Below are 24510 nucleotides of genomic sequence, written 5' to 3' on the forward strand. Positions count from 1 at the left end.
TAAGAAGTATTTCTTCCCGCCTCAAAACTAATACAATGAGTGATAAACAAAAAACGATCAAAGAAGATATCCTGCTTTCAGGAATAGGTCTTCACACAGGAAAAGAGGTAACTCTTACGATTAAACCGGCTAAGGAAAACACCGGATTTGTTTTTGTAAGAACAGATCTCGAAGGTCATCCTCAGGTAGAGGCTGATGTCAACTATGTTACAACTACAGAAAGAGGAACTACTCTGGAAAAGTTAGGCGTCAAAATCCATACCTGCGAGCATCTTCTTGCTGCATTGGTAGGAATGGATGTTGATAATGTCTTTCTTGAAATGAATAGTGCAGAACCGCCAATTTTAGATGGTTCTTCCAAATATTTTGTAGAAGCTATCGAAAAAGTAGGTATTATAGAACAGGATCTGGCGAGAGAATATCTTGTAGTAAAGGAGGTGATGAATTACATCGATCCTGCAACAGGTTCTGAGATCACGGTGATACCGGCAGACGATTACGAAATTACAACAATGGTAGATTTTGGAACCAAAGTTTTGGGGACTCAAAATGCCAGCATGAAAAACCTCTCCGAATTCAAGGAAGAAATTGCACCTGCAAGAACATTCAGCTTTTTGCACGAGTTGGAGCAGCTTCTGGACGCAAACCTTATAAAAGGAGGCGATATCAGCAATGCCATCGTTTATGTTGATAAGGAATTAACGCCTGAGACAACAGAAAAACTGAAATTAGCTTTCGGTAAAGACGAGGTTTCTATCCGTCCAAACGGAATTCTTGACAATCTTACCCTTAACTTTCCCAATGAAGCCGCACGTCACAAATTATTAGATGTTGTCGGAGATCTTGCATTGGTTGGTGTAAGGATCAAAGGTAGAGTAATTGCCAACAAACCCGGACATTTCGTAAACACACAGTTCGCAAAAAAACTTAATAGACAATACAAATTGCAAAAAAGAAAAAATGTTCCTGATTTTGATCTCAAAGCAGAACCTGTTTTTGATATCAATGGCATTATGAAACTATTGCCGCACAGACCGCCATTTCTTTTGGTTGATAAGATTTTAGAGTTGTCGGAAACTCACGTAGTCGGACTTAAGAATGTTTCTATGAACGAGCCGTTCTTTGTCGGTCATTTTCCAAAAGAACCGGTTATGCCGGGTGTTTTGCAGATAGAAGCAATGGCTCAAGTAGGCGGTATTTTGGTATTAGCAAATGTTCCGGATCCTGAGAATTATTCCACTTATTTTGTTAAGATGGACAATGTAAAATTCAAGAAAAAAGTAGTTCCCGGAGATCAGCTGATATTCAAAATAGAATTGATAGAGCCGATCAGAAGAGGAATTGTACATATGCAGGGTTACGGTTACGTAGGAGACAGCGTAGTTGTAGAAGCTGAACTGATGGCCCAGGTTGCAAAAACTAAAAACTAATTTATGATTCATCAGCTTACAGCAGTAGATCCCCGCGCAAAGATCGGCAAAAACGTAACCATAGAACCATTTACAACCATTGGTGCAAATGTAACTGTCGGTTCTGATACCTGGATTGGCCCCAATGTGACCATTATGGAAAATGTGAGGATCGGTAAGAATTGTAAAATTTTCCCAGGAACCGTGATTGGAGCAGTACCCCAAGATCTTAAATTTGATGGCGAAGATACTCAGGTAATCATCGGAGACGGCACTACTCTTAGAGAATGTGTTACGATTAACAGAGGTACAAAAGCTTTAGGATACACAAAAATTGGAAATAATTGCCTGATAATGGCGACTTCCCACGTTGCCCACGATTGTATCGTTGGTGATAATGTGATCATAGCAAACGGTTGCGGAATTGCAGGACACGTGGAGATCGGAGATTTTGTAGTAATGGGTGGACTTTCTGCTGTTCAGCAATTTGGAAAAATCGGTAAGCACGTTATGATTTCCGGGGGTTCTTTGATCAGAAAAGATATTCCACCTTATGTAAAAGTAGCAAGAGAACCAATATCTTACGCAGGAATTAATTCTGTAGGACTTAGAAGAAGAGGTTTTACTAATGATAAAATCTTCGAAATCCAAAAAATATACAGAGCTATTTTCCAGATGAAAATGAATACAACCCAGGCAATAGAATTCATAGAAAAAGAAATGCTTCCGACTATGGAGCGTGATGAAATCATCACTTTTATCCAGAATTCTCCAAGAGGTATTGTAAAAGGATACGGCTCAAACAAAGAATAATAAAATAATACAAGTTTATATATAACTAATGGCAACAAGCAACGATATAAGAAAAGGACTTTGCATAGAATTCAGCAATGATATTTTCAAAGTAATCGAGTTTCTTCACGTAAAACCAGGTAAAGGTCCTGCTTTCGTAAGAACAAAATTAAAATCTGTAACCAACGGAAAAGTACTAGATAACACTTTTTCTGCAGGTCACAAAATTGATGAAGTAAAAGTGATCACAAGAAAATTCCAGTATCTGTACGATGATGAGAATGGATTCCACTTTATGAATAACGACGATTTTTCTCAACTTTATCTTGATAAGGAAATGATCGAGAACTCTCAATTGATGAAGGCTGGCGAAGAAGTGACTATCATCCTGAAAGAAGCAGATGAAACACCACTCTCTGCAGAACTTCCACAATCAGTTTACTTAGAAGTGATCGAAGCTGATCCGGGGGTGAAAGGAAATACCGCTACCAACGCACTGAAAAATGCAATCGTAGAAACCGGAGCCAGAGTAATGGTGCCACTTTTCATCGAGCCAGGTGACAAGATCAAGATCAGTACCGAGGACGGTTCTTACCTTGAAAGAGTAAAATAAATTACAGTAAGAAGCTGGAAGCGTAAAGTTTTCAGCTTTCTTTTTATGGCAGCTTTTCCGACTTGCGTTCCCGCTTTTTTCTTTTTTTGCCAAAAAGAAAAAGAGCTCCACTCAAGTCGGGCTGCAAACTGATTCGTTTATATGAAGATTTCTCTGTAAAATCGAATTACAATCTAAAATCCAATGTCTAATTCTAATATCTAACTATGACATTCAATCAGCCACAACAACTCAAAACCATTGCTGATATCATCAATGCAAAATATATCGGCCCTGAAGATTTTCCGGTTCTTGGAACCAATGAGATCCATATGGTGAAAGCCGGAGAAATTGTTTTCGTCAACCATCCCAAATATTACGACAAAGCGCTTAATTCCGCTGCTACAATCATTTTAATAGATAAAGAAGTAGAATGTCCAGTCGGAAAAGTACTTTTGGTCTCCGATGATCCTTTCAGGGATTTTAATAAAATCAATACCCATTTTACTAGAATTTCTAATTTCCGAGAAGAACTTCACGACCTCGAAGTTGGCGACGGAACATTCATCCATCCATCCGTTACGATCGGGAACGAAGTAAGAATAGGAAAGAACTGCCATATTTTCCCAAACGTGGTTATCGGAGACAGAACGGTGATTGGAGATAATGTAGTCATCCAGGCCAACACAGTTTTAGGCGGAGACGCTTTTTATTACAGAAAACTCAACGGTAATTTTGACAGATTGATATCAGTCGGAAATGTCATCATCGAAAATAATGTTGAAATAGGAAACGGTTGTACCATAGATAGAGGTGTGACGGATCCGACAATCATCGGGGAAGGCAGTATTTTGGACAATCAGATCCAAATTGGGCACGACACGATTATTGGTAAAAGATGTCTCATAGCTTCTCAAACCGGAATTGCAGGCTGCTGTATCATCGAGGATGAAGTTACAATCTGGGGACAAGTGGGAATGGCCTCAGGCGTAAGAATCGAAAAAGGAACGGTACTCCTTGCGAAAACCGGCATCAACAGAAATCTGAAAAAAGGAACTTACTTCGGACCTATTGCAGAAGAGTTCAGAGATTATCTCAGAAAAGAAGTCAAAATCAAAAATCTGAAGTAAATCATATTTTATTAATCCAAAAAATTATTGATTACAAGAAATTTTTGGATTATTATCGTTATTTTTGCGAGTAACAAAGTTTTATAAAATCAATAAATTACAATAAAAAATGTCAGTATTAGTAAACAAAGATTCTAAAGTTATCGTACAAGGATTTACAGGTAACGAAGGTACTTTCCACGCAGGTCAAATGATTGACTATGGAACCAACGTTGTTGGAGGTGTAACTCCGGGAAAAGGAGGTTCTGAGCACCTTGGTAAGCCGGTTTTCAATTCTGTGGCGGAAGCTGTGGAGAAAGCAGGAGCTAATGTGAGTATTATTTTCGTTCCGCCTGCATTTGCTGCAGATGCTGTGATGGAAGCTGCAGAAGCAGGTATCAAAGTTATTGTATGTATCACAGAAGGGATTCCTGTTGCTGATATGGTAAAAGTTAAGGATTATATCCAAGACAGAGACTGCCGATTGATTGGTCCAAACTGTCCTGGTATCATTACTTCAGACGAAGCTAAAATTGGTATTATGCCTGGTTTCGTTTTCAAAAAAGGAAGAGTAGGGATTGTTTCAAAATCGGGAACTTTGACTTACGAGGCTGCAGATCAGGTTGTGAAAGCTGGTTTCGGAGTTTCTACGGCTATAGGAATTGGTGGAGATCCAATCATTGGAACAACAACCAAAGAAGCTTTGGAATTGTTTATCAACGATCCGGAAACTGATGCTGTTGTAATGATCGGAGAAATCGGAGGTCAGTTAGAAGCAGAAGCTGCAAGATGGTATAAGGAATCTGGCTCGAAAAAACCTGTTGTAGGATTTATAGCTGGACAGACTGCTCCAAAAGGCAGAACAATGGGGCACGCTGGTGCTATCGTAGGTGGTGATGATGACACTGCTCAGGCAAAAATGGCTATTATGAGCGAATGCGGAATCAATGTTGTAGATTCTCCGGCAGAGATCGGAGTGACTGTAGCAAAGGTTTTAGCATAAGATCAATTTATTATAAATAAAGATATTTTTTGGCAGCTATTTCACTGTTCAGAAAATATCTTTACTTTTATAGGAAATATAAACACAAAAACGCACAAATATGAAAAAAATCTTTTTCGCATCTCTACTTTTAATATCTGTTCTGTCACAGGCACAGATCGATTTCAGGTCAACTGAATTTGGTTTGGTTGTGGGAGGGACATATTCCCGGGTTAGAAATGCGCACAATCCTTCCGGAGCAAGAATTTCTGTTTTAGGAGGCGTTACGGCACAAGTACCAATTGGTGTGGGCGAGCAATATTACATTCAGGCAGAAGCTTTATATTTTGGAGCAGGTGAAGGAGGTGACAGAAAATATGAGGATGCAAAAGGTTGGGATCATTCTGTTTATGCAAACAATTATCTGAGTGTTCCTGTTAATTTCAAAGCATATTTCTCAGAAGCAGAATCTGAATTTTACGGATTGATTGGTCCGCGATTTAATTTTCTGATTGATCAGAAGGTAAAAAATCCGGCAAGAACTTATTATGAAGCCGATGATTATGGAAAAGCAAATTCCTTCAATCTGGGATTAGGTGCGGGTGTAGGTTTTAGTTACAAACGACAGTTGGAGATTGCTTTGAAGTACGATATTGGTTTGTCTGACACTTATCCGGATCTCAAATATTCTCCTGATAATCTGACTAGTGATTCCAATGTTTCCAAGAAAAAATCAGAACAGGTAATAAGTTTAGGATTAACTTATTTCTTCAAATAACAATAAAGGCTGTGAATCTCACAGCCTTTATTATTTCTATTAGCAAAATATTATTTATTTTTAATAATCTCTCGGATCTTACCTTCGATTTCTTCGGATAATTCAGGATTATCTTTTAAAAGATCTTTTACAGCATCACGACCTTGTCCAAGTTTTGTCTCTTCATAACTGAACCAGGATCCGCTTTTCTTGACCACAGCAAGATCTACCGCAGTATCCAAAATCTCTCCCGATTTAGAAATTCCTTCGCCATACATAATGTCAAATTCAGCTTGTTTGAAAGGCGGGGCCACTTTGTTTTTTACAATTTTTACTTTCACACGGCTTCCGACAGCTTCATCGCCATTTTTAATCGGTGCACTTGCTTTTCTGATGTCAATCCTTACTGAGGCATAGAATTTAAGTGCATTTCCACCAGTTGTAGTTTCAGGATTTCCAAACATCACCCCAATTTTTTCACGAAGCTGATTGATGAAAATAACAGTACATTTTGTTCTGGAAATAGAACCTGTCAATTTTCGAAGAGCCTGAGACATCAACCTTGCGTGCAATCCCATTTTAGAATCACCCATTTCGCCTTCGATCTCTGCTTTTGGCGTCAATGCCGCAACAGAATCGATCACTACAATATCAATTGCTCCCGATCTGATCAGATTATCTGCGATCTCCAAAGCCTGCTCACCATTATCCGGCTGAGAGATGATCAGGTTTTCCAGATCAACACCCAATTTTGCGGCATAACTTCTGTCAAATGCGTGTTCGGCATCTATAAAAGCAGCGATTCCACCAGCTTTTTGAGCTTCTGCAATAGCGTGTAAAGTAAGTGTGGTTTTACCGGAAGATTCCGGACCGTAGATTTCTATCACCCTTCCTCTTGGATATCCGCCAACACCTAAAGCAAGGTCAATCCCTAATGATCCGGACGGAATTACTTCTATGGTATGATCCACAGAGTTTTCCCCCAAAGTCATTACAGTCCCTTTTCCATAGGTTTTATCTAGTTTTTCCAGCACCAGTTGCAGTGCTTTTTTCTTATCGTCTGTAGTACTCATCGTTTCAAAAAAATTATTCTCAAAAATAATCATTTTAATTCTGAATGCCTAATTTTTTTTGGGGATTAAATATTCAGATTTTAATTAAATGTTTAAAATTGTATTAATAATCAATTTGTGATTATTTGCAAATTATCAGTTAAATTTGTGGATATTTTATGCGGATGAAACAATTTTTATCAACTATATTATTCCTGATTTTTTTCTTTACACAGGCACAACCTGGAAGTGTTGATACAACTTTTAATTCTACTGATCTTGGATTTGGTTTAGGCGATGGTGCCAATGATTATGTCAAAGATATCATGATCCAGCCAAATGGGAAAATCATTATTGGTGGTGATTTCACAATTTATAATACAAATACTGCCAAATCTTTGGCGAGAATTAATACAGACGGAAGCTTTGATAGTACATTTATAATCGGTTCCGGAGCAAATGATTATGTGTCTTCTTTTATAGCTCAGCCAGATGGGAAGATTATTGTCTGCGGAAGCTTTACCACTTTCAATGGTGTTACAAAAAACAGGATTGTAAGACTGAATGCCGACGGAACGACAGATGCTGGTTTTCTAACGGGAACCGGTGCAGATGGTGTTATCGAATGTGTTGCATTACAGACAGATGGCAAAATTATTATTGGTGGGCAGTTTACGAAATTTAACGGAATTACTAGACAATATATCGCCAGACTCAATGCTGATGGTAGTCTCGATACTACATTTAATACAAGTTCCGGTTTTAATTCTCATGTTTATTCGGTTGCTGTTCAGGCGGATGGAAAAATTCTGGCAGGTGGTAACTTTACGACTTATAATTCCGTTTCCAAAAATTATGTTGTAAGGATCAATTCTGATGCAAGTATAGATGATTCTTTTGCGACAACAGGCTTCAACAATATCGTTTACAAAATATTACTATCCGGTGATGGGAAAATATTTATCGGAGGAAAATTTACAAAATACAATAACATTACAAAAAACGCCATTGTAAAAATCAATGAAGATGCAACTATCGACGAAACTTTTACAATTGGAACTGGCGCTAATAATATTGTAAGAAATATTCTTATCCTTAATGATAAAAAGCTGATGCTGGGAGGAGATTTTACAATTTATTCCGGAACGATGAGAAATTATATTACCAGGATTAATGAGAATGGAACGATAGATACAAGCTTCAATCCGGGGAAAGGATTTGGGGCGAGCGTCACTAGTTTTCAGCAGCAATCTGATGGGAAACTAATGACGGGAGGAAGTTATTCGGTTTTCAATAATAATGTAAAACATTATATTTCCAGGATCAATCTTGATGGAACTTTAGATACCACTTTCAATCCAGGTTATGCAGCAGATGGTACAATCCGCAATATCGCTGTACAAACTGACAAAAAAATAATTATTGTAGGAAATTTCAACAGTTTTAATGACAGTCAGAATAACAGAGTTGCAAGGATTGATGCTGATGGCAATGTCGATAATACGTTGCAGGTAGGAGTGGGAGCCGATCTAACAATACGGGCAGCAGCTGTCCAAAGCGATAATAAAATTATTGTTGGTGGTGATTTTTCTACCTTTAACACGATTGCAAAATCATATCTGGTAAGGATTTCTTCCGCCGGTTCTATTGACAACGATTTCAAAATTGGCTATGGACCGACTGATCCTGTAAGAGATATTCTCATCCAACCAGACGGAAAAATTTTGGTGTGCGGAGATTTTACAGTCTTCAATACCAAAACTGCCAACCGAATCCTTAGGCTTAATACCGATGGAACTATTGACACTAGCTTCCAGCCTTTGAGTGGTGCCAATAATGCAATTTATGCTATGAAATTACAGCCTGATAATAAAATTCTGATCTCCGGAAATTTTACAACATACGATGGTGTTTCCAGAAACAGATTGGCAAGAATAAATGTAGACGGGACTTTAGATACTTCTTTTGCTGTTGGAACCGGCGCAAACAATACCGTTTCGAGTATGGTGATACAGGCAGATGGGAAGATTGTTATCGGAGGTAATTTTACAACTTTTAACGGCGTGACTTCTACAAGAGTTGCAAGAGTGAATACTAACGGAAGCAGAGATGCATCCTTTACTGCGACAGTTGGTGCTAATGCAAGTGTAGAAACTCTAGTAATGCAGGAAAATGGCAAAGTTTTGATTGGAGGAAGTTTTACAAAATACAATAATGTCACACGCAATTACATCGCAAGACTTGAAACTGACGGAACTTTGGATTTAACATTTAATAAAACCTCGGCAGGTGCAAATAAACCTATTTATAAATTAATAACTCAGGATGAAAAATTTTTAGCAGTAGGGGATTTCACATCTTATAATAGCACAGGGAGAAACAGAATTACAAGAATCATTGGTGGGGAAGAAGAACATTTGGCTGGTAATAATTACAATGTTGAGAAAGTGAAAATTTACCCGAATCCAACTTCTGAAAAACTGCTTATTTCCGCAACTTCGCAATTGGTAAGATTTAATATTTATGATTTCACAGGTCGAAGATTATCAGGAAAAGAATTTAATAAAGATAATTATACGATTGATGTTAGCCATCTTGGAAAAGGAATTTATATTCTGGAACTGACTAACGATAAAGGAAAGATTCAAAGTCAGAAATTCATTATAGAATAAATAATAAAAAAACCTCTGAAAAATATCAGAGGTTTTTTTATTATTAAAAAGCTTCAGATTACAAAGAAGCTGAATGAACAAGCATATCTGCCAATTTGTTAGAATATCCCCATTCGTTATCGTACCAAGATACCAATTTTACGAACGTTGGGTTCAACATAATTCCAGCCTCTTTGTCGAAGATAGAAGTTCTGGAATCGCTTACGAAATCCTGAGAAACCACAGCATCTTCAGTGTATCCAAGAATACCTTTAAGATCACCTTCAGATGCAGTTTTGATCGCTGCACAGATTTCTTCGTAAGAAGTTGGTTTATCCAATTTCACAGTCAAATCTACTACAGAAACGTCAGCAGTCGGAACTCTGAAAGACATACCAGTCAATTTCCCGTTAAGAGAAGGGATCACTTTTCCTACCGCTTTTGCAGCACCTGTAGAAGAAGGGATGATGTTGTTAAGCGCAGATCTACCACCTCTCCAGTCTTTTGCAGATGGTCCATCTACAGTTTTTTGGGTTGCAGTCGTAGCATGTACAGTTGTCATAAGTCCTTCTGCGATACCGAAGTTATCGTGGATCACTTTTGCCAATGGCGCAAGACAGTTGGTTGTACAAGATGCGTTTGAGAAGATAGAAATATCATTCGTCAATTCTTTGTGGTTTACACCCATTACAAACATTGGCGTATCATCTTTTGGCGGCGCAGAAAGGATTACTTTCTTAGCTCCAGCGTTGATATGAGCTTGTGCAGTTTCTTTAGATAAGAATAAACCTGTAGATTCTACGATATATTCTGCACCTACTTCATTCCATTTTAGGTTGTTAGGATCTTTCTCAGCAGTTACGCGGATAGTTTTTCCGTTTACAACAAGGTTGTTTCCCTGTACTGATACTTCGCCTTTAAACGTTCCGTGAACCGAATCGTACTTTAGCATATAAGCCATGTATTCTGCATCGATAAGGTCATTGATACCTACAACTTCGATGTTTTCTCTTTCAGTCATTGCTCTGAAAACTAAACGTCCGATTCTCCCGAATCCGTTGATTCCTACTTTAATTGTTGACATATTATTTTAAAATATTAAGGTTTTTTTTGTTATATAAATTTACGAAAAAATAAGGACTTTACATTGCTAAAATCTCAGCAATTTTAAGCAGATCTTTATCTATTTCGTTATGTTTTTTGATCGCTTCTTCGATAGGTGTGTAAGTAATTTTGTTGGATTGCATTCCCACCATGACTTTGTTTTTACCTTCCATCAATCCTACGACTGCGCCATAGCCAAGATTGCTCGCAAGCACTCTGTCTGCGCAGCTTGGCGATCCGCCTCTCTGGATGTGACCAAGAATGGTGACGCGGATATCATAATTAGGGAATTCATCTTTTGTAGCTTTTGCGAGATCATAGATACTAGCTAATTCTTCGCCTTCTGCGACAACGACAATGCTTGATGATTTACCAACCTTCTCAGCTGTTCTGAAAGTGTTGAACAAATCTTCCAGACTGTCTTTTCTTTCCGGAATAAGGATGTCCAGAGCTCCGGTTGCAATTCCGCTGTTTAAGGCGATGAAACCTGCATCACGACCCATAACTTCTACAAAGAAAACACGATTGTGAGAAGTAGCTGTGTCTCGGATCTTATCGATTGCGTCCATTGCTGTATTAAGAGCTGTATCATAACCAATTGTTTTATCTGTCCCGAAGATATCGTTATCGATAGTCCCTGGAACGCCAATCACTTTGACACCAAATTCTTCATTGAAAACTTTTGCGCCGGTAAAACTTCCGTCCCCGCCGATACAAACCAAAGCATCAATACCTAATTTGACGCATTGATCATAAGCTTTTTTTCTGCCTTCCGGCGTCATGAATTCTTTGGATCTTGCCGATTTCAGAATCGTTCCACCTTGGTTGATTATATTTTTTACGGAACGAGGTCCCATCTTTGTAACATCACCTGCAATAAGACCATTATAACCTTCTCGGATTCCGTAACAGTCTATATTGTAGTAATTTGCTGTTCTTACAACAGCTCGCAAAGCAGCATTCATCCCCGGAGCATCACCTCCGGAAGTCAAAACCGCAATGGATTTTATGTTGTTTTCTGACATATTTTCAATTTTTTTCAGAGCAAATTTACGAAATAGGAATCATATTAAAGAACGACTTTAATATTATGATACAAATTGTATCATATGTTAAGTATCACGATGGTATAAAATGTAGCAATTATATATTTTAAAATATGACAAATATTAGAATTAAATTTTTCTCTGCCTTTGTAAGTTTTATTATATTTACGAACAATACAAAATAAAATTTTAAACTAATAAAAAATACATTATTATGAAAGTTACCGTAGTTGGCGCAGGCGCAGTAGGAGCTAGTTGTGCAGAATATATTGCAATGAAAGACTTCGCTTCAGAAGTTGTTTTGGTAGATATCAAAGAAGGATTTGCAGAAGGTAAAGCAATGGATCTTATGCAGACGGCTTCTCTGAATGGTTTTGATACCAAAATCACCGGAACAACAGGAGATTATTCCAAAACTGCAGGTTCCAAAGTAGCGGTAATTACTTCCGGAATCCCAAGAAAACCGGGAATGACGAGAGAAGAATTGATCGGTATCAACGCAGGGATTGTAAAAGAAGTGACTCAAAACCTGGTAAAATATTCGCCGGACGTTATCATTATTGTGGTTTCCAACCCGATGGATACAATGGCATATTTGGTTCACAAAACTTCTGGTCTTCCAAAAGAAAGAATCATCGGAATGGGCGGCGCGTTGGATTCTGCAAGATTCAAATACAGATTGGCAGAAGCGTTGGGATCTCCAATTTCTGATGTAGACGGAATGGTAATCGCAGCACATTCTGACACAGGAATGCTACCACTTTACAGCAAAGCAACAAGAAACGGCGTTCCAGTTTCAGAATTCTTGAGCGATGAGCAAAAAGCTTCTGTTATCGAAGAAACTAAAGTTGGCGGCGCTACATTAACCAAATTATTAGGAACTTCAGCTTGGTACGCACCGGGCGCGGCTGTCTCTGTAATGGTTCAGTCTATCCTTTGTGATCAGAAAAAAATGATCCCTTGTTCTCTAATGCTGGACGGCGAATATGGCGAAAGCGATATCTGTCTTGGCGTTCCTGCAATCATCGGGAAAGATGGTGTTGAGAAAATCGTTAACATCACTTTGACAGAAGAAGAAAAAACAAAATTTGCGGAAGCTGCACAGGCGGTAAGAGATGTAAACGGAGATCTTAAGTTCTAAATTAAGATTTTTATATAGAATTAAACCGTTCCGAAATTTCGGAACGGTTTTTTGATTTTATTATATTCTTTATAAATATAATTCTTAGAAATTAATCTAATGAACTTTTCCCAGCATCAAAATCCTTAACCTGCTTTTTTGTTGCCAACGTTCTCCAGCTTATTTCAAGAACTTCGGTAACAAGTTTTCTGTCGTGACAGTCTTTCCACATACAGATGTAAGGATAATTTTTAAAGTGATCCGGCAAATGAAAAATATCGGGATAGTTTTCCAGATAATACTCTCTTGATTCAAAACCAATTCTGATTGGGATGAATTCGCCATTGTCGTGAAGCCTGCACATCAGCTTTCCACGGACTTTTACAGACGGCGTTTCTTCGTGGGAAACACTTTCCTCTGTATAGGGAAATGAAAGCGCAATATTCTTAACGAAATCAAAATCGGAATAATTAAAACTGACAGGTTTTTTCATCAATCAAATTAAACTCTTAAAACACCTCTGAAACCCCTCGCAGCATAATAGGATTCGGCGCCGTTGTGATAGAGGAAAACCTTATTGTAGCGTTTGTCACAGAAAACTGCACCTCCCAACTTTCTGATTTCTTCAGGCGTTTTTACCCAGCTGGACGTTTTCAAATCGAAGTTGCCTAATGTTTGTAACTCTCTGTATTGTTGTTCATTCAAAATTTCGACTCCTATTTCTGTAGCTAAGTCAACCGCGCTGTTTGCAGGCTTATTTTCTTTTCTGGAATCAAGTGCTTTCCGGTCATAGCAAAGACTTCGTCTGCCTTTCGGACTTTCTGGGGAACAGTCGAAAAAAAGATATTCATTCGTCTTTTCATCAAAACCAACAACATCTGGTTCGCCTTCGGTTCTTTCCATTTCGTGGAGTGACCAGAGTTTTTCAGGGTTGGATTCCAGTTTCTTCTGAACATCTTCCCATTTTATATTTTCGTGACGATTTGGATTTTTTTCGAAACGTGTTTTTATAGTTTTGATTACCTCAGATTGCTGTTCGGATGATAATTTATTTTTGGTGCTCATAGTTTCTTAATGATTTAGTTTTCAAAACATTCTTTCAAATTTAATAAAAATTCAAACTGTTTATTAATTAAAATAAAATTTTGGATGTAACAATTATAAGGCTTCAGATGTCTTATAATAAAACTACTCAATGAAATTACTCTTATCATCATTGGGATTATTGTACGGCAGCTTATTTTTTGCTCAGACCAATGATACCATCAAATCAAAAGAAATAGAATCTGTGACGTTAATCGCCAAAAAGCCGACTGTCGAAAGCAAGGCGGACAGAACAGTTTTTAATGTGGCGAACACTTCTATTCTTGCAGGAAATACCACTTGGGACATTGTGAGGATGACGCCTTTGGTAAGCATTGATAATAATGACAACGTAAGAGCAGAAGGCGAATCGGTTACAGTTTATATTAATGACAGAAAATCAGTTTTCACAGGCAAGGAACTGAAGGAATATCTCAAAACTATTCCGGCTGACAACCTGATGAAAATTGAGGTCATCACAAGTCCTTCTTCACGGTATGAAGCAACCGGAGCCGTCATTAATATCGTACTCAAAAAACGGGATGATGAAGGCCTGAAAGAAAGCATTTCCCTTACCAATACTCAGAATACAAAGAATAATCAATACGGAAGTCTGAATCTTAATTATCATAAGAAAAATTTTACTCAGACTTTTACGGGAAGTTATAACGATAATATTTTCATCACAAAAAATAATTCTAAGAATAATTTTTACGAAAATAATACGGTTAAAAACATCAATGCAGAAAGCACATTTGTAAGCAAAGACCCATCAGTTTCATCAACTTCAGAATTAGAACTTAACAATAAAAATAGTATAGGCCTTGTTGTGGAGTATTATCAGGGCAATAGAACTTCTACTTCCAATTCTGATGTTACAACATCTATCAATAATGTTTTTGATGAATCTATTATCCAGAACCTAAGTAGATTATCACGTGCAAGGACCTTAGGAACCAACTTTTTTTATAAATATTATGATAAGGAGAAGAACAGGATTTTAGACATTAATTTTGGGAACAATTACGATTCTTCTAATGATATGACAGATTTTGTCAGTACAAATGAACAGTCTTTAATTTCGGGATTGACAAAAATCAATTCCGATACACAAAACAGAAATTATTATGTTAAAGTCGATTTCACAACACCATTAGGCAAAAATGGAGGAAATCTGGAAGTTGGAGGAAAATCAAATTTTAATAATAATGTAGTCCCAAACACTTATCAAGATCTGATTGATATTACTAAGAATGTAAATAGCGATTTTCATTATTCGGATAATATCAATTCCCTATATTTCAATTACAGCAAAACATTTTTTAAAAAGCTTGAAACCAGAGTCGGCCTGCGGTATGAACATATTGATTATAAAATCAGAGAGAATGTCGCGAATAAAGGAAAAAAAGATTCTTACGGAACTTTTTTGCCAAATCTATTGCTAAAATATTCTTTTTCTCCAAATTATGATTTGAGTCTGACCTATAATCACAATCTCTGGCGCCCTTGGTATGCTGAGTTTAATCCATTTTTATTACCAGGCAATAATGGAATGTTTTACCGTGGAAATATGGAGCTTCTTCCAAATCCAAGTGACAGAATTGCCCTGAAATTTGGTTTGTTCAAAAAATATTTTATCTCAGCAAGATATATGTTTACCGACCAGGATTATTGGGACAATTATACACAAGAAGAAGGAAAAACCATTGTCTTTCAGGATAATTTTAAAGGAAAAGTAGAAAAGTTCTACCTTTTTGCAAACACCAATCAGAATCTTTTCAAAAACAAACTGAATGTCAACTTCGGGATTGGCTGGTATTATATCGATAACAGTGATTTTAATATCAGAAACGGATTGAGTACAGAGAATAATTACATCAGTTATATCGGAGGTTCTACCAATCTTTCTTATACTAATTTATTTAACAAAAATATCAATGTAAGTGCTTGGTTAAGTGTGGATAACCAGAATAATGGTAATTCGGTAGCAAATAAGTACAATTATTTTCATACCATTTCTGTAACGAAGATATTTCCTGTTTCCCAGATAGAAACCAGCCTGCAATTGATGAATATCTTCAAAAGACCGGGTATGAACACAACGACTTACAGCCAGATTGGGACTTTCCAGAATTACAATAAATGGGACTGGTACGGATTCTCGCTGACATTTGTAAAAAGGTTCGGAAATCAAAAAGTAAAAGAAAATACCAAAACCGATGTCGAGAAAAATTCCGGCGGCGGAAAATAACATTCTCAAATCTAAAATTAATCAGAACGGGCAATTGCTCGTTCTTTTTTGTTGTAAAATATATGAAAGTCTTCGATTCCGTTCAGATTGATATTCCGAGGAATAAACGTTTATTGTTAGCGCTGTCAGACTGAGCGGAGTAGAAGTCCTTTGTACCTTAAAACATTGAATTGAATCTTTCTTGTGCCTTTGCGTTTAATTTCTTCGAAGAACAAATTTTAATAAAATTTCACATCCAAAAACTTTTGAAAGCTGTAAATTTGGGCCCAATAAAAAGTAATTCAATGTTCAGAAAAATTCAGATTTTCATTTTGGCTGTGGCTACATTTGGAAATATTAATGCTCAGAAAACAAAATTAAATTCAGGAGAAAGACCAAAATTAGTGGTAGGATTAGTCGTTGACCAGATGCGTTGGGATTATCTTTACCGCTTTGAGAAAAAATTCGGGAAAGGAGGTTTTCAAAGACTTTTGGGCGAAGGATATTCTCTTAACAATGTTCATATTCCTTACATCCCAACAGTTACGGCGATTGGTCATACTTCAATTTATACAGGGTCGGTGCCTTCCATTCACGGGATTGCCGGGAACGACTGGACAGACAAAGAAACCGGGAAAAATGTCTATTGTACAACTGATGACAGCGTAAATCCTGTTGGTTCCACAGATAGAAAAATGGGCAGTCATTCTCCAAAAAACCTTTGGTCAACTACGATGACGGACCAGTTGAGGATTGCCAGTAATTTCAAATCAAAAGTCGTGGGTGTTTCTTTGAAAGACCGTGCTTCTATTTTGCCGGCGGGTCATAATCCGACAGGCGCTTTTTGGTTTGATGATTCTTCTGGGAACTTCATCACGAGTTCTTATTATATGAATGAACTTCCAAAATGGGTGACGGATTTTAATGATCAGAAAGTTCCGGAAAAACTTTTGGCGAACGGCTGGGAAACGACTTTGCCAATTTCTGAATATACAGAAAGTACAGCCGACAATGTACAATGGGAATATCCTGTAGGAACAGCAAAGGATCCGGTTTTTCCTTATAAGAACCTGTTGACGGATTATGCAACCAAAAAAGGTGTGATCAGAACAACACCTTTCGGGAATACTCTGACTTTGAAATTTGCCGAAGCCGCTTTGGATAACTATGCTTTGGGAAAAGGTACAGAGACAGATTTTCTTGCAATTAATCTGGCTTCAACGGATTACGTCGGACATTCTTACGGACCAAATTCCGTGGAAGTGGAAGATACCTATATCAGATTAGACAAAGACTTGGCGGCGTTTTTCAAAATGCTGGATGATAAAGTTGGAAAAAACAATTATTTAGTCTTTTTATCTGCCGATCACGGTGGCGCAAATGCAGAAGGATTCCTGAGAGCAAATAAAATTCTAGGTGGATTCTATGATGACGGGATGGAGAAAAATTTAGGTGCAGAATTAGAGAAAAAATATGCTAATTCCAAACTGATTCTAGGAATCGATAATTATCAGATCTATCTTAATCAAAGTTTGATCAAAGAAAAAAATCTTGATGAAAATGATATCAAAACTACAATTATCAACAATTTGAACAAAGACCCAAGAGTTTTGTATGCTGTAGATTTGAACAAAATAGGTTCATCAGCTATTCCAGAACCTATAAAAACCAGAGCTATCAACGGTTACAACTGGCAGAGAAGTGGCGATATCCAGATTGTTTCCCACGACGGAATGTTACCAACGTACGCTAAAAAAGGAACGACTCACAGCGTTTGGAATTCCTACGATTCTCACATTCCGTTGATTTTTATGGGTTGGAGAATCAAACACGGCGAAAGCAATAAAGAGTATAATATGACCGATATTGCGCCAACCGTTTCCGCTTTACTTCACATCGAATTTCCAAGTGGAAACATCGGAAATCCTATTACAGAAGTGATTGGGAGATAAAAATAGAAGTTAGAGGTTAGAATTTAGAAGTTAGATTGTAATTGCTTTAATTTTTAAATAAAATATAAGCCCAATATTGTCATTCCGGAGGAATCTAAAACAGTCTTTGTAGAGATTCTTACAGAATGGCAATTTTTTTAATGAAGATTTGTGAGCTTTTATAAGTTTTACGCCTTTGTGAACTTAAAAACATAAAGAATGTAAAAAATCTTAGTGAACTTTGTGTTCAAAAACCATTAATAGATTATGAATTTGAAAGAAAAAGACATCTTCGATTTGCTGAATGAAAAAGCAGAACTCTACAATTCGCCCGATTTTATAACCGATGACCCCATTCAGATTCCACATTGTTTTTCTTTGAAACAGGATATTGAGATTTCAGCATTCTTGTCGGCAAGTATTGCCTGGGGAAACCGGAAATCAATTATTAATGACGCCAATAAAATGATGGAATTGATGGGAGATTCACCGTACGATTTTGTTATGAATTTCACAGATTCTGATTTGGGTAAAATTCCACAAAAAGCGATTCACAGAACTTTCAACCACGAAGATTTTATTTTTTTTTTAAAGAATTTTCGCCGGATTTATACTCTGTTTGATAGTCTGGAAGAAGCATTTCTAATCAATGAAAATGAAACCAATTTTTATCATTCAATTGAGCGATTCCGCAATCAGTTCATTTCCGAAAAACACCGTGGGCAAAAACACGTGAGTTCGCCTTACAAAAATTCGGCTTCCAAAAGACTGATAATGTTTTTACGTTGGATGGTTCGGAAAGATAAAAAAGGCGTCGATTTCGGCATTTGGGAAAACATTGACTCTAAGTTTTTATCGATTCCTTTGGATGTTCATACGGCAAATATTTCCAGAAAATTAGGAATCTTAACCAGAAAACAAAACGATTGGAAAGCGGTGGAGGAATTGGATTTGATTCTTAGGAAATATAATTCTGATGACCCGGCAATCTACGATTTCGCTTTGTTTGGACTGGGTGTTTCTAAAGAATTTGAATAGAATAAAGTTTCTTATAAAAAAGTCTTCGACTCCGCTCAGACTGACATCACTAAAATTCTACCATTTAGTATTAGATGTCACACTGAGCGGAGTCGAAGTGTTTTGTGGTTATAAAAATTATTTCAAAATATCGTTAATCTTAGGATAATCCGAAATTTTCCGGAATTCAAAACGGTTGCTGTTCTGCAAACCCGAAATAAACAAATCCAATTCCCGAACCGAATCATCATCGTGAAGATATTGATCGTGTGTCAGAAAAACCAAATGCCTGGAAGTCTTTTCCAGATCGTTAAAAAAAATGCTGTCTATTCTTTTTGCCATTTCTTTATGAGTGCCTTTCAGCTTCATTGTATTATCAGGTTTCCATTCCAGATCCCAGCCAACCAAAGTATAGCCTGATCTTTGGAGTTCATCAGCAGCAATTTTTGAAGTTTTGATATCGGTTGCAGTAATATCAGCTGTCCTCCAAATATTCCGTCCGGGTGTTCTGGCATATTTATTTTTGAATTTGATGCTATCTCTTGCTCTGTCAAAATCGTGAATCACATTTTCCGGATTTTTATAGAATTCAGAATATCGGTTTGCGGCATGGGAATAGCTGTGATTTGCAATCTCCACAAGTTTATCATTTTCCAGTTCTTTGAGTTCTTTTGCCTGAGTTTTGCTGTCGTAGGCATGTTTTCCTACAACGAAAGCGGTTATTGGAATTTGATATTTATTTGTAATCTTCAATAGGTTTTTCGTCCCTCTGTTTGGTCCATCATCGAAGGTCAGATAGATATAACGTTTATTTGGGTCGTCGGGAATGTCGGGTTTTGAAGACATGACTTTTGCTGATCTGGGGACAATTTTTTCTGAATTATGTTCTGTTGAGAGTTGTTCCTGTTCTTTTTCTGTTTTTTTGTTACAGGATTTCAAAAAAAATACTGCTGTAGAGATTAATGCAGCAGTTCCAAGAAAAACCAAAAGACTTGATTTTTCAGCAAAAGTTTTTTTCATTGGAAATAAATGGCTTTAAATTGTTAAAAATTGTTAATTAAGTTAAAATTTAGAATCAAATTTGATGCCGATGATTGTCTTTTTTTAAATTATATTTAAATTAATATGTATTGATAATCAGTTACTTGTGATTATTTTAAATTTTATTTTATTAATAGTAATGCCTTGTAAAATTTAACACTGAATCATCGCAGCCCGACTTGAACGGAAATCCTTTTTTGCGTGTACTCAATTTCAATTTATAGATAAATCTTGAGCAAAAAAGATTGGGAGTGGAAGGCGGATAAAGCTGCCCAAATAAATATTTGTAAAACCTTTCTTGATTTACATCAACGTCTGTTCTTTGTTTAAGGTCTTATTTTTGCTGCATTAAAAGTTTAATCAAAATAATTTTCTATGAAAAAATTAACCGTATTGGCATTTGCAGGAGCGGCATTGTTGTTCACTGCTTGTAATGACAAAAAAGAAACTGTAAAAGATGCGCAAGAAGTGGCAGCGAAAACCGGCGACGCTTACAAAGTGGATTTGGCAACGTCCAATGTGAACTGGAAAGCTTTCCACAAAGGTGGTTTCGCTCCAAGATGGGGAACTTTGAACTTGAAATCTGGTGAGTTGACAATTGCAGACAATGCGGTGACTTCTGGAGATTTTGTAATCGATATGACAACTCTTAAAGTTGATCCTGCATCTGTAACTGAGGCGGATAAAAAACCTGCAGATCTTGAAAAACACCTTAAGAGTGCAGATTTCTTCAATGTAGAAAAAAATCAAACATCTGATTTTAAAATTACTTCTGTAGCTGATTTGACAGGAACACCCGCAAAAGATGCTGTAGCCGGAGCTAATAAAACAATCAGTGGTAATCTTACTCTACAAGGAAAAACATTAAATGTTTCTTTCCCTGCAAAAGTGACTGTTGCTGAAGGTAAAGCCGCTATCGAAGCTAAATTTACTGTGAACAGGACGGACTGGGGAATCAAATTCGGGACAGACGAAACCGATCCTGCAGAATGGATGATCAGCAAAGACATCGAAATTGGCATCAACGTAAATGCTGCTAAATAATAGATTTTAAAAATGAAAAGGAGAAGACTGTTTCGAAAGAGACAGTCTTTTTTTTATTGCTAAAAACACTTCGACTCCGCTCAGTGTGATATCTCTTAAAAATTGTCAGTCTGAGCAGCGTCGAAGCCTTTGAAGTTTAATTGTTTTGAAACAAAAGAACCGACTCTTTAGGAGCCGGTTCAGTAGATAAAGACATCTCATTTTTTTAGTTAAACAACAACAAAAAAGGATAGCCGACAATGCTATCCTTTGATTTTTATATCAAATTTAGTTTGAATGATTCTGATTGAAAATAAGTAAGTTATCACAGTATTTTTCTTAATCTTATAATGTAAATTTAGAAAGAAAAACAATACGAAATGTAAACTGAATGTTAAAATTTCATACTTATCCACATTTTTTTGTGGATAACTGAATTATTGAGGCTGATTTATAAACCAAATTATTACGCCTATTCCAATCAAATGAATAATTGAAATATTTAATTTAGTGGAAATTTCAATTTTAAATTTAAACCAAGTCAGTAATATCAGTAAAATTATAGAAATACATAAAACTAATAAAACAAAAATATCTAATCCGGGTCCGGCTAAGTTGGTGGGGGAGAATTTATAAGAAAGATATAAGACAATAAATCCTACAATATAAAAGACTATATGGCTTAATGGTTTTCTAAACATTCCTACAATTTCTCTGCAATATACTTCGCTGTAAAAGACTCCTTTACTTTTACCAAATCTTCAGGAGTTCCCGAGAAAACAACTTCACCACCATATTTTCCAGCGTTTGGACCGATATCAATAATGTGATCTGCAGTTTTAATAATATCCGGCTGATGCTCAATAACCACAACCGAATGTCCCAATTCTATCAAGGCCTGGAGGGATTTCAGTAATTTCTTGATGTCGTGGAAATGCAATCCTGTTGACGGTTCATCAAAGACGAAAAGTGTTTTGTCTGTTGTATAACCCTTGACAAGAAAAGATGCCAGTTTCACTCTTTGCGCTTCACCGCCGGAAAGGGTAGAAGAAGATTGCCCCAATTGCAGATAGCCAAGACCGACGTCCTGCAAAGGTTTTATTTTGGTAACGATTTTTTCCTCATGGTTTTCTGAGAAGAATTCCAAAGCCTCGTCCACCGTCATATGAAGGATGTCCGAGATATTTTTCTCGTCATATTTTATCTCAAGGATTTCTTTTTTGAAACGTGTTCCGTGGCAAACTTCACATTCCAGCTCTATGTCTGCCATAAACTGCATTGAGACGGTGATGACACCGTCACCTTTACATTCATCGCAACGTCCGCCATCCACATTGAAGGAGAAATGTTTGGGTTTAAGTCCCTGAACTTTTGCAGATTTTTGTTTCGCAAAAAGATCACGTATATCATCATAAGCTTTCAGATAAGTGACTGGATTGGAACGGGACGATTTTCCGATTGGGTTCTGGTCAATCAACTCAATATTCTGAATCAATTTTGAAGGAAAGGTAACCGAGTCATAATCCGCTTTTTTCCCACCCATCCCGAGTTGAATTTGAATCGCATTCGTCATCACTTCTTTCATCAGAGTCGATTTTCCACTTCCGGAAACGCCAGTAATAACCGTTAAACATTCTAAAGGAACATTGACGTCGATATTCTTTAAGTTGTTTTGACGAGCGCCTTTTATCTCGATGTATTCTTTTGTTTTTCTGCGTTTTTTAGGAACTTCGATTTCCATTTCGCCACTAAGATATTTTGCGGTCAGCGTATCAGATTTCATCATCTCTTCGTAATTTCCGTTGAAAACCAACTCGCCACCGAGATAACCGGCTTCCGGTCCAATATCAATGATATGGTCGGCAGCTTTCATTACGTCTTCATCGTGTTCTACAACGATTACGGTATTTCCAAGGTCTCTAAGCTGTTTCAAAACGCCAATAAGATTTTCAGTATCTCTGGAATGTAAACCAATACTCGGCTCGTCCAAAATATAAATTGAACCTACGAGCGAACTTCCCAAACTCGTTGCCAGATTAATTCTCTGGCTTTCACCACCGGAAAGTGTATTTGAAGTTCTGTTTAATGTTAAATAGCCGAGACCAACTTTCGTCAGAAATTCTAATCGAGTTTCGATCTCGTAAATCAGACGTTTTGCGATTTCCTTATCGTGCTCGTTGAGTTTTAAAGTTTTAATTAATGGCAGAAACTCATCCAAAGGTAATTCTATGAATGACTGAATATTATAACCGTCAATTTTCACCCAGCTTGTTTCTTCTCTTAGTCTCAGGCCTTCGCATGTCGGACAAAGCGTTTTTCCACGATAGCGCGAAAGCATCACGCGGTACTGGATTTTATAAAGATTTTCCTCCAGCATTTTGAAGAAATTATCAATGCTTGGGAAATTTCTGGTTTTGTCACCTTTCCACAGGAATTGCTTTTGCTCTTTTGTTAATTGATGATAAGGCTTATGAATCGGGAAATCTTTGTTTTTTTTGATAAAATCTTTCTTCCATTCGCTCATACTTTCGCCACGCCAGGCAGCCACGGCATCTTCGTGAAGAGAAAGATTTTTATTAGGAATCACAAGATCTTCATCAATCCCGATTACTTTTCCGTAACCTTCACAAGTTGGGCAAGCACCGTAAGGATTATTAAAACTGAAATAATGGACATTCGGTTCGTTGAAAACAATGCCGTCTAATTCAAATTTATTCGAGAACTCACGGACGTTTCCAGTGTCTGTATTTTTCAAAGAACAATAGCCGTGACCTTCGTAGAAAGCCATTTGGATAGAATCGGCCAGTCTCTGAAGGAAATTCTCATCTTCCTCATAACTGAATCTGTCAATAACCAAGTTGATAGTCATCTCTTTCTCCGGAACGAATCCGAATGCTTCCAGATCTTCAATCCCCGCAACATTTCCACTAACTTCCAGCCTCGTGAAACCGGAAACTTTGAGTGTTTTCAGTTGTTCCTTGAAATTTTTAATATCAAATTCCAAAGGAGCCAACAGCAGAAACGTCGAATCTTTCTTCGAATTTTTAATAAAATCAATGACGTCTGTTACGCTGTCTTTTTTCACTTCTTCGCCGGAAATCGGGGAATAAGTTCGGCCAACGCGCGCAAAGAACAACTTCATATAATCGTAAATCTCTGTAGAAGTTCCAACAGTAGAACGCGGATTGGACGAAATCACCTTTTGCTGAATTGCAATAGACGGCGCCAAACCTTTGATATCATCGATTTTTGGTTTTTCTAATTTCCCCAAAAACTGACGCGCGTATGAGCTCAGACTTTCCACATAACGCCTCTGTCCTTCGGCATAAATGGTGTCAAAAGCCAGAGAAGATTTTCCACTTCCGGAGACGCCTGTAATCACAATCAGTTTGTTCTTTGGAATCAGAACATCTATGTGTTTCAGGTTGTTAAGATGTGCGTTTTTAACGAAAAGAAATTTCTTGATATCGATATCGGTTGTTGTAGCCATAGTAAAAATGAGACCTACAAAATTACGGAAAATAAAAATGATTCGGAATAAGATTTTGGATTTAAACTATTAAGATTTTAT

19 protein-coding genes are annotated in these 24510 nt (G+C 37.1%); 12 read left to right on the forward strand and 7 right to left on the reverse strand.

Annotation, left to right across the window (positions count from 1 at the left end; translation table 11 throughout):
* Positions 1-35: 35 nt before the first annotated feature.
* The 6 genes from ACFJGY_RS07405 to ACFJGY_RS07430 all read left to right on the forward strand — a co-directional run bounded on the left by ACFJGY_RS07405 (position 36) and on the right by ACFJGY_RS07430 (position 5662).
* Entirely contained in the window at positions 36-1430 is a 1395-nt protein-coding gene (locus ACFJGY_RS07405) for a bifunctional UDP-3-O-[3-hydroxymyristoyl] N-acetylglucosamine deacetylase/3-hydroxyacyl-ACP dehydratase (RefSeq protein ID WP_379969613.1), read from the forward strand.
* A gap of 3 nt (positions 1431-1433) precedes the next feature.
* Positions 1434-2222, forward strand: a complete 789-nt coding sequence (gene lpxA, locus ACFJGY_RS07410) for an acyl-ACP--UDP-N-acetylglucosamine O-acyltransferase (protein WP_028122968.1) — start codon at positions 1434-1436, stop codon at positions 2220-2222.
* Positions 2223-2250: 28 nt separating this feature from the next.
* Complete coding sequence (efp, locus tag ACFJGY_RS07415) at positions 2251-2814, forward strand: elongation factor P (RefSeq protein ID WP_379969616.1); 564 nt, start codon at positions 2251-2253, stop codon at positions 2812-2814.
* Positions 2815-3020: 206 nt separating this feature from the next.
* On the forward strand, positions 3021-3923 hold the full coding sequence (locus ACFJGY_RS07420; RefSeq protein ID WP_379969618.1) for an LpxD N-terminal domain-containing protein: 903 nt from the start codon (positions 3021-3023) through the stop codon (positions 3921-3923).
* A gap of 109 nt (positions 3924-4032) precedes the next feature.
* Entirely contained in the window at positions 4033-4905 is an 873-nt protein-coding gene (sucD, locus tag ACFJGY_RS07425; RefSeq protein ID WP_379969620.1) for a succinate--CoA ligase subunit alpha, read from the forward strand.
* 100 nt (positions 4906-5005) lie between these two features.
* On the forward strand, positions 5006-5662 hold the full coding sequence (locus ACFJGY_RS07430; protein WP_379969622.1) for a porin family protein: 657 nt from the start codon (positions 5006-5008) through the stop codon (positions 5660-5662).
* A 50-nt stretch (positions 5663-5712) separates the two neighbouring features.
* Here ACFJGY_RS07430 and recA read toward each other — a convergent pair whose 3' ends face one another.
* A complete protein-coding gene (recA, locus tag ACFJGY_RS07435; RefSeq protein WP_379969624.1) occupies positions 5713-6714 on the reverse strand; it encodes a recombinase RecA in 1002 nt (333 codons plus the stop codon).
* A gap of 164 nt (positions 6715-6878) precedes the next feature.
* Between recA and ACFJGY_RS07440 the strand changes: the two genes are divergently transcribed.
* The gene (locus ACFJGY_RS07440; protein ID WP_379969626.1) at positions 6879-9365 is read left to right on the forward strand and encodes a T9SS type A sorting domain-containing protein; all 2487 of its coding nucleotides are present in this window, start codon (positions 6879-6881) and stop codon (positions 9363-9365) included.
* A 58-nt stretch (positions 9366-9423) separates the two neighbouring features.
* Here ACFJGY_RS07440 and gap read toward each other — a convergent pair whose 3' ends face one another.
* Together gap and pfkA are read right to left on the reverse strand one after the other, a co-directional pair.
* Positions 9424-10428 carry a type I glyceraldehyde-3-phosphate dehydrogenase gene (gene gap, locus ACFJGY_RS07445; protein ID WP_379969628.1) on the reverse strand — a complete coding sequence of 335 codons (1005 nt, stop codon included), beginning with the start codon at positions 10426-10428 and terminating at the stop codon, positions 9424-9426.
* Positions 10429-10486: 58 nt separating this feature from the next.
* On the reverse strand, positions 10487-11473 hold the full coding sequence (pfkA, locus tag ACFJGY_RS07450) for a 6-phosphofructokinase (protein WP_379969630.1): 987 nt from the start codon (positions 11471-11473) through the stop codon (positions 10487-10489).
* 235 nt (positions 11474-11708) lie between these two features.
* Here pfkA and ACFJGY_RS07455 point away from each other — a divergent pair, with 235 nt between their 5' ends.
* Positions 11709-12635, forward strand: coding sequence for a malate dehydrogenase (locus tag ACFJGY_RS07455; RefSeq protein ID WP_379969632.1), 927 nt, complete (start codon positions 11709-11711; stop codon positions 12633-12635).
* A gap of 91 nt (positions 12636-12726) precedes the next feature.
* Here the strand turns inward: ACFJGY_RS07455 and ACFJGY_RS07460 are convergent, their stop codons facing one another.
* Both ACFJGY_RS07460 and ACFJGY_RS07465 read right to left on the reverse strand, forming a co-directional pair.
* Entirely contained in the window at positions 12727-13107 is a 381-nt protein-coding gene (locus ACFJGY_RS07460) for a hypothetical protein (RefSeq protein WP_379969634.1), read from the reverse strand.
* An 8-nt stretch (positions 13108-13115) separates the two neighbouring features.
* The gene (locus tag ACFJGY_RS07465; RefSeq protein WP_379969636.1) at positions 13116-13679 is read right to left on the reverse strand and encodes a DUF4256 domain-containing protein; all 564 of its coding nucleotides are present in this window, start codon (positions 13677-13679) and stop codon (positions 13116-13118) included.
* Positions 13680-13809: 130 nt separating this feature from the next.
* Here ACFJGY_RS07465 and ACFJGY_RS07470 point away from each other — a divergent pair, with 130 nt between their 5' ends.
* From ACFJGY_RS07470 to ACFJGY_RS07480, 3 genes are all read left to right on the forward strand, one after another.
* The gene (locus ACFJGY_RS07470; RefSeq protein ID WP_379969638.1) at positions 13810-15948 is read left to right on the forward strand and encodes an outer membrane beta-barrel protein; all 2139 of its coding nucleotides are present in this window, start codon (positions 13810-13812) and stop codon (positions 15946-15948) included.
* A 284-nt stretch (positions 15949-16232) separates the two neighbouring features.
* Positions 16233-17879 (forward strand): alkaline phosphatase PafA, encoded by a 1647-nt coding sequence (pafA, locus tag ACFJGY_RS07475; protein WP_379969640.1) that lies wholly within the window; start codon positions 16233-16235, stop codon positions 17877-17879.
* Positions 17880-18131: 252 nt separating this feature from the next.
* On the forward strand, positions 18132-18896 hold the full coding sequence (locus tag ACFJGY_RS07480) for a TIGR02757 family protein (RefSeq protein ID WP_379970139.1): 765 nt from the start codon (positions 18132-18134) through the stop codon (positions 18894-18896).
* 117 nt (positions 18897-19013) lie between these two features.
* On the opposite strand, the gene ACFJGY_RS07485 is transcribed toward ACFJGY_RS07480, so the two are convergent.
* Positions 19014-19895: a polysaccharide deacetylase family protein gene (locus tag ACFJGY_RS07485; protein WP_379969642.1), complete on the reverse strand. Its 882-nt coding sequence runs from the start codon at positions 19893-19895 to the stop codon at positions 19014-19016.
* A 396-nt stretch (positions 19896-20291) separates the two neighbouring features.
* Here ACFJGY_RS07485 and ACFJGY_RS07490 point away from each other — a divergent pair, with 396 nt between their 5' ends.
* Positions 20292-20960, forward strand: coding sequence for a YceI family protein (locus ACFJGY_RS07490; protein ID WP_379969644.1), 669 nt, complete (start codon positions 20292-20294; stop codon positions 20958-20960).
* Between the two features lie 682 nt (positions 20961-21642).
* On the opposite strand, the gene uvrA is transcribed toward ACFJGY_RS07490, so the two are convergent.
* Positions 21643-24429 carry an excinuclease ABC subunit UvrA gene (gene uvrA / locus ACFJGY_RS07495; protein WP_379969646.1) on the reverse strand — a complete coding sequence of 929 codons (2787 nt, stop codon included), beginning with the start codon at positions 24427-24429 and terminating at the stop codon, positions 21643-21645.
* Positions 24430-24510 lie beyond the last annotated feature (81 nt).

Source organism: Epilithonimonas sp. UC225_85, assembly GCF_042695135.1.
Lineage (GTDB): Bacteria > Bacteroidota > Bacteroidia > Flavobacteriales > Weeksellaceae > Epilithonimonas.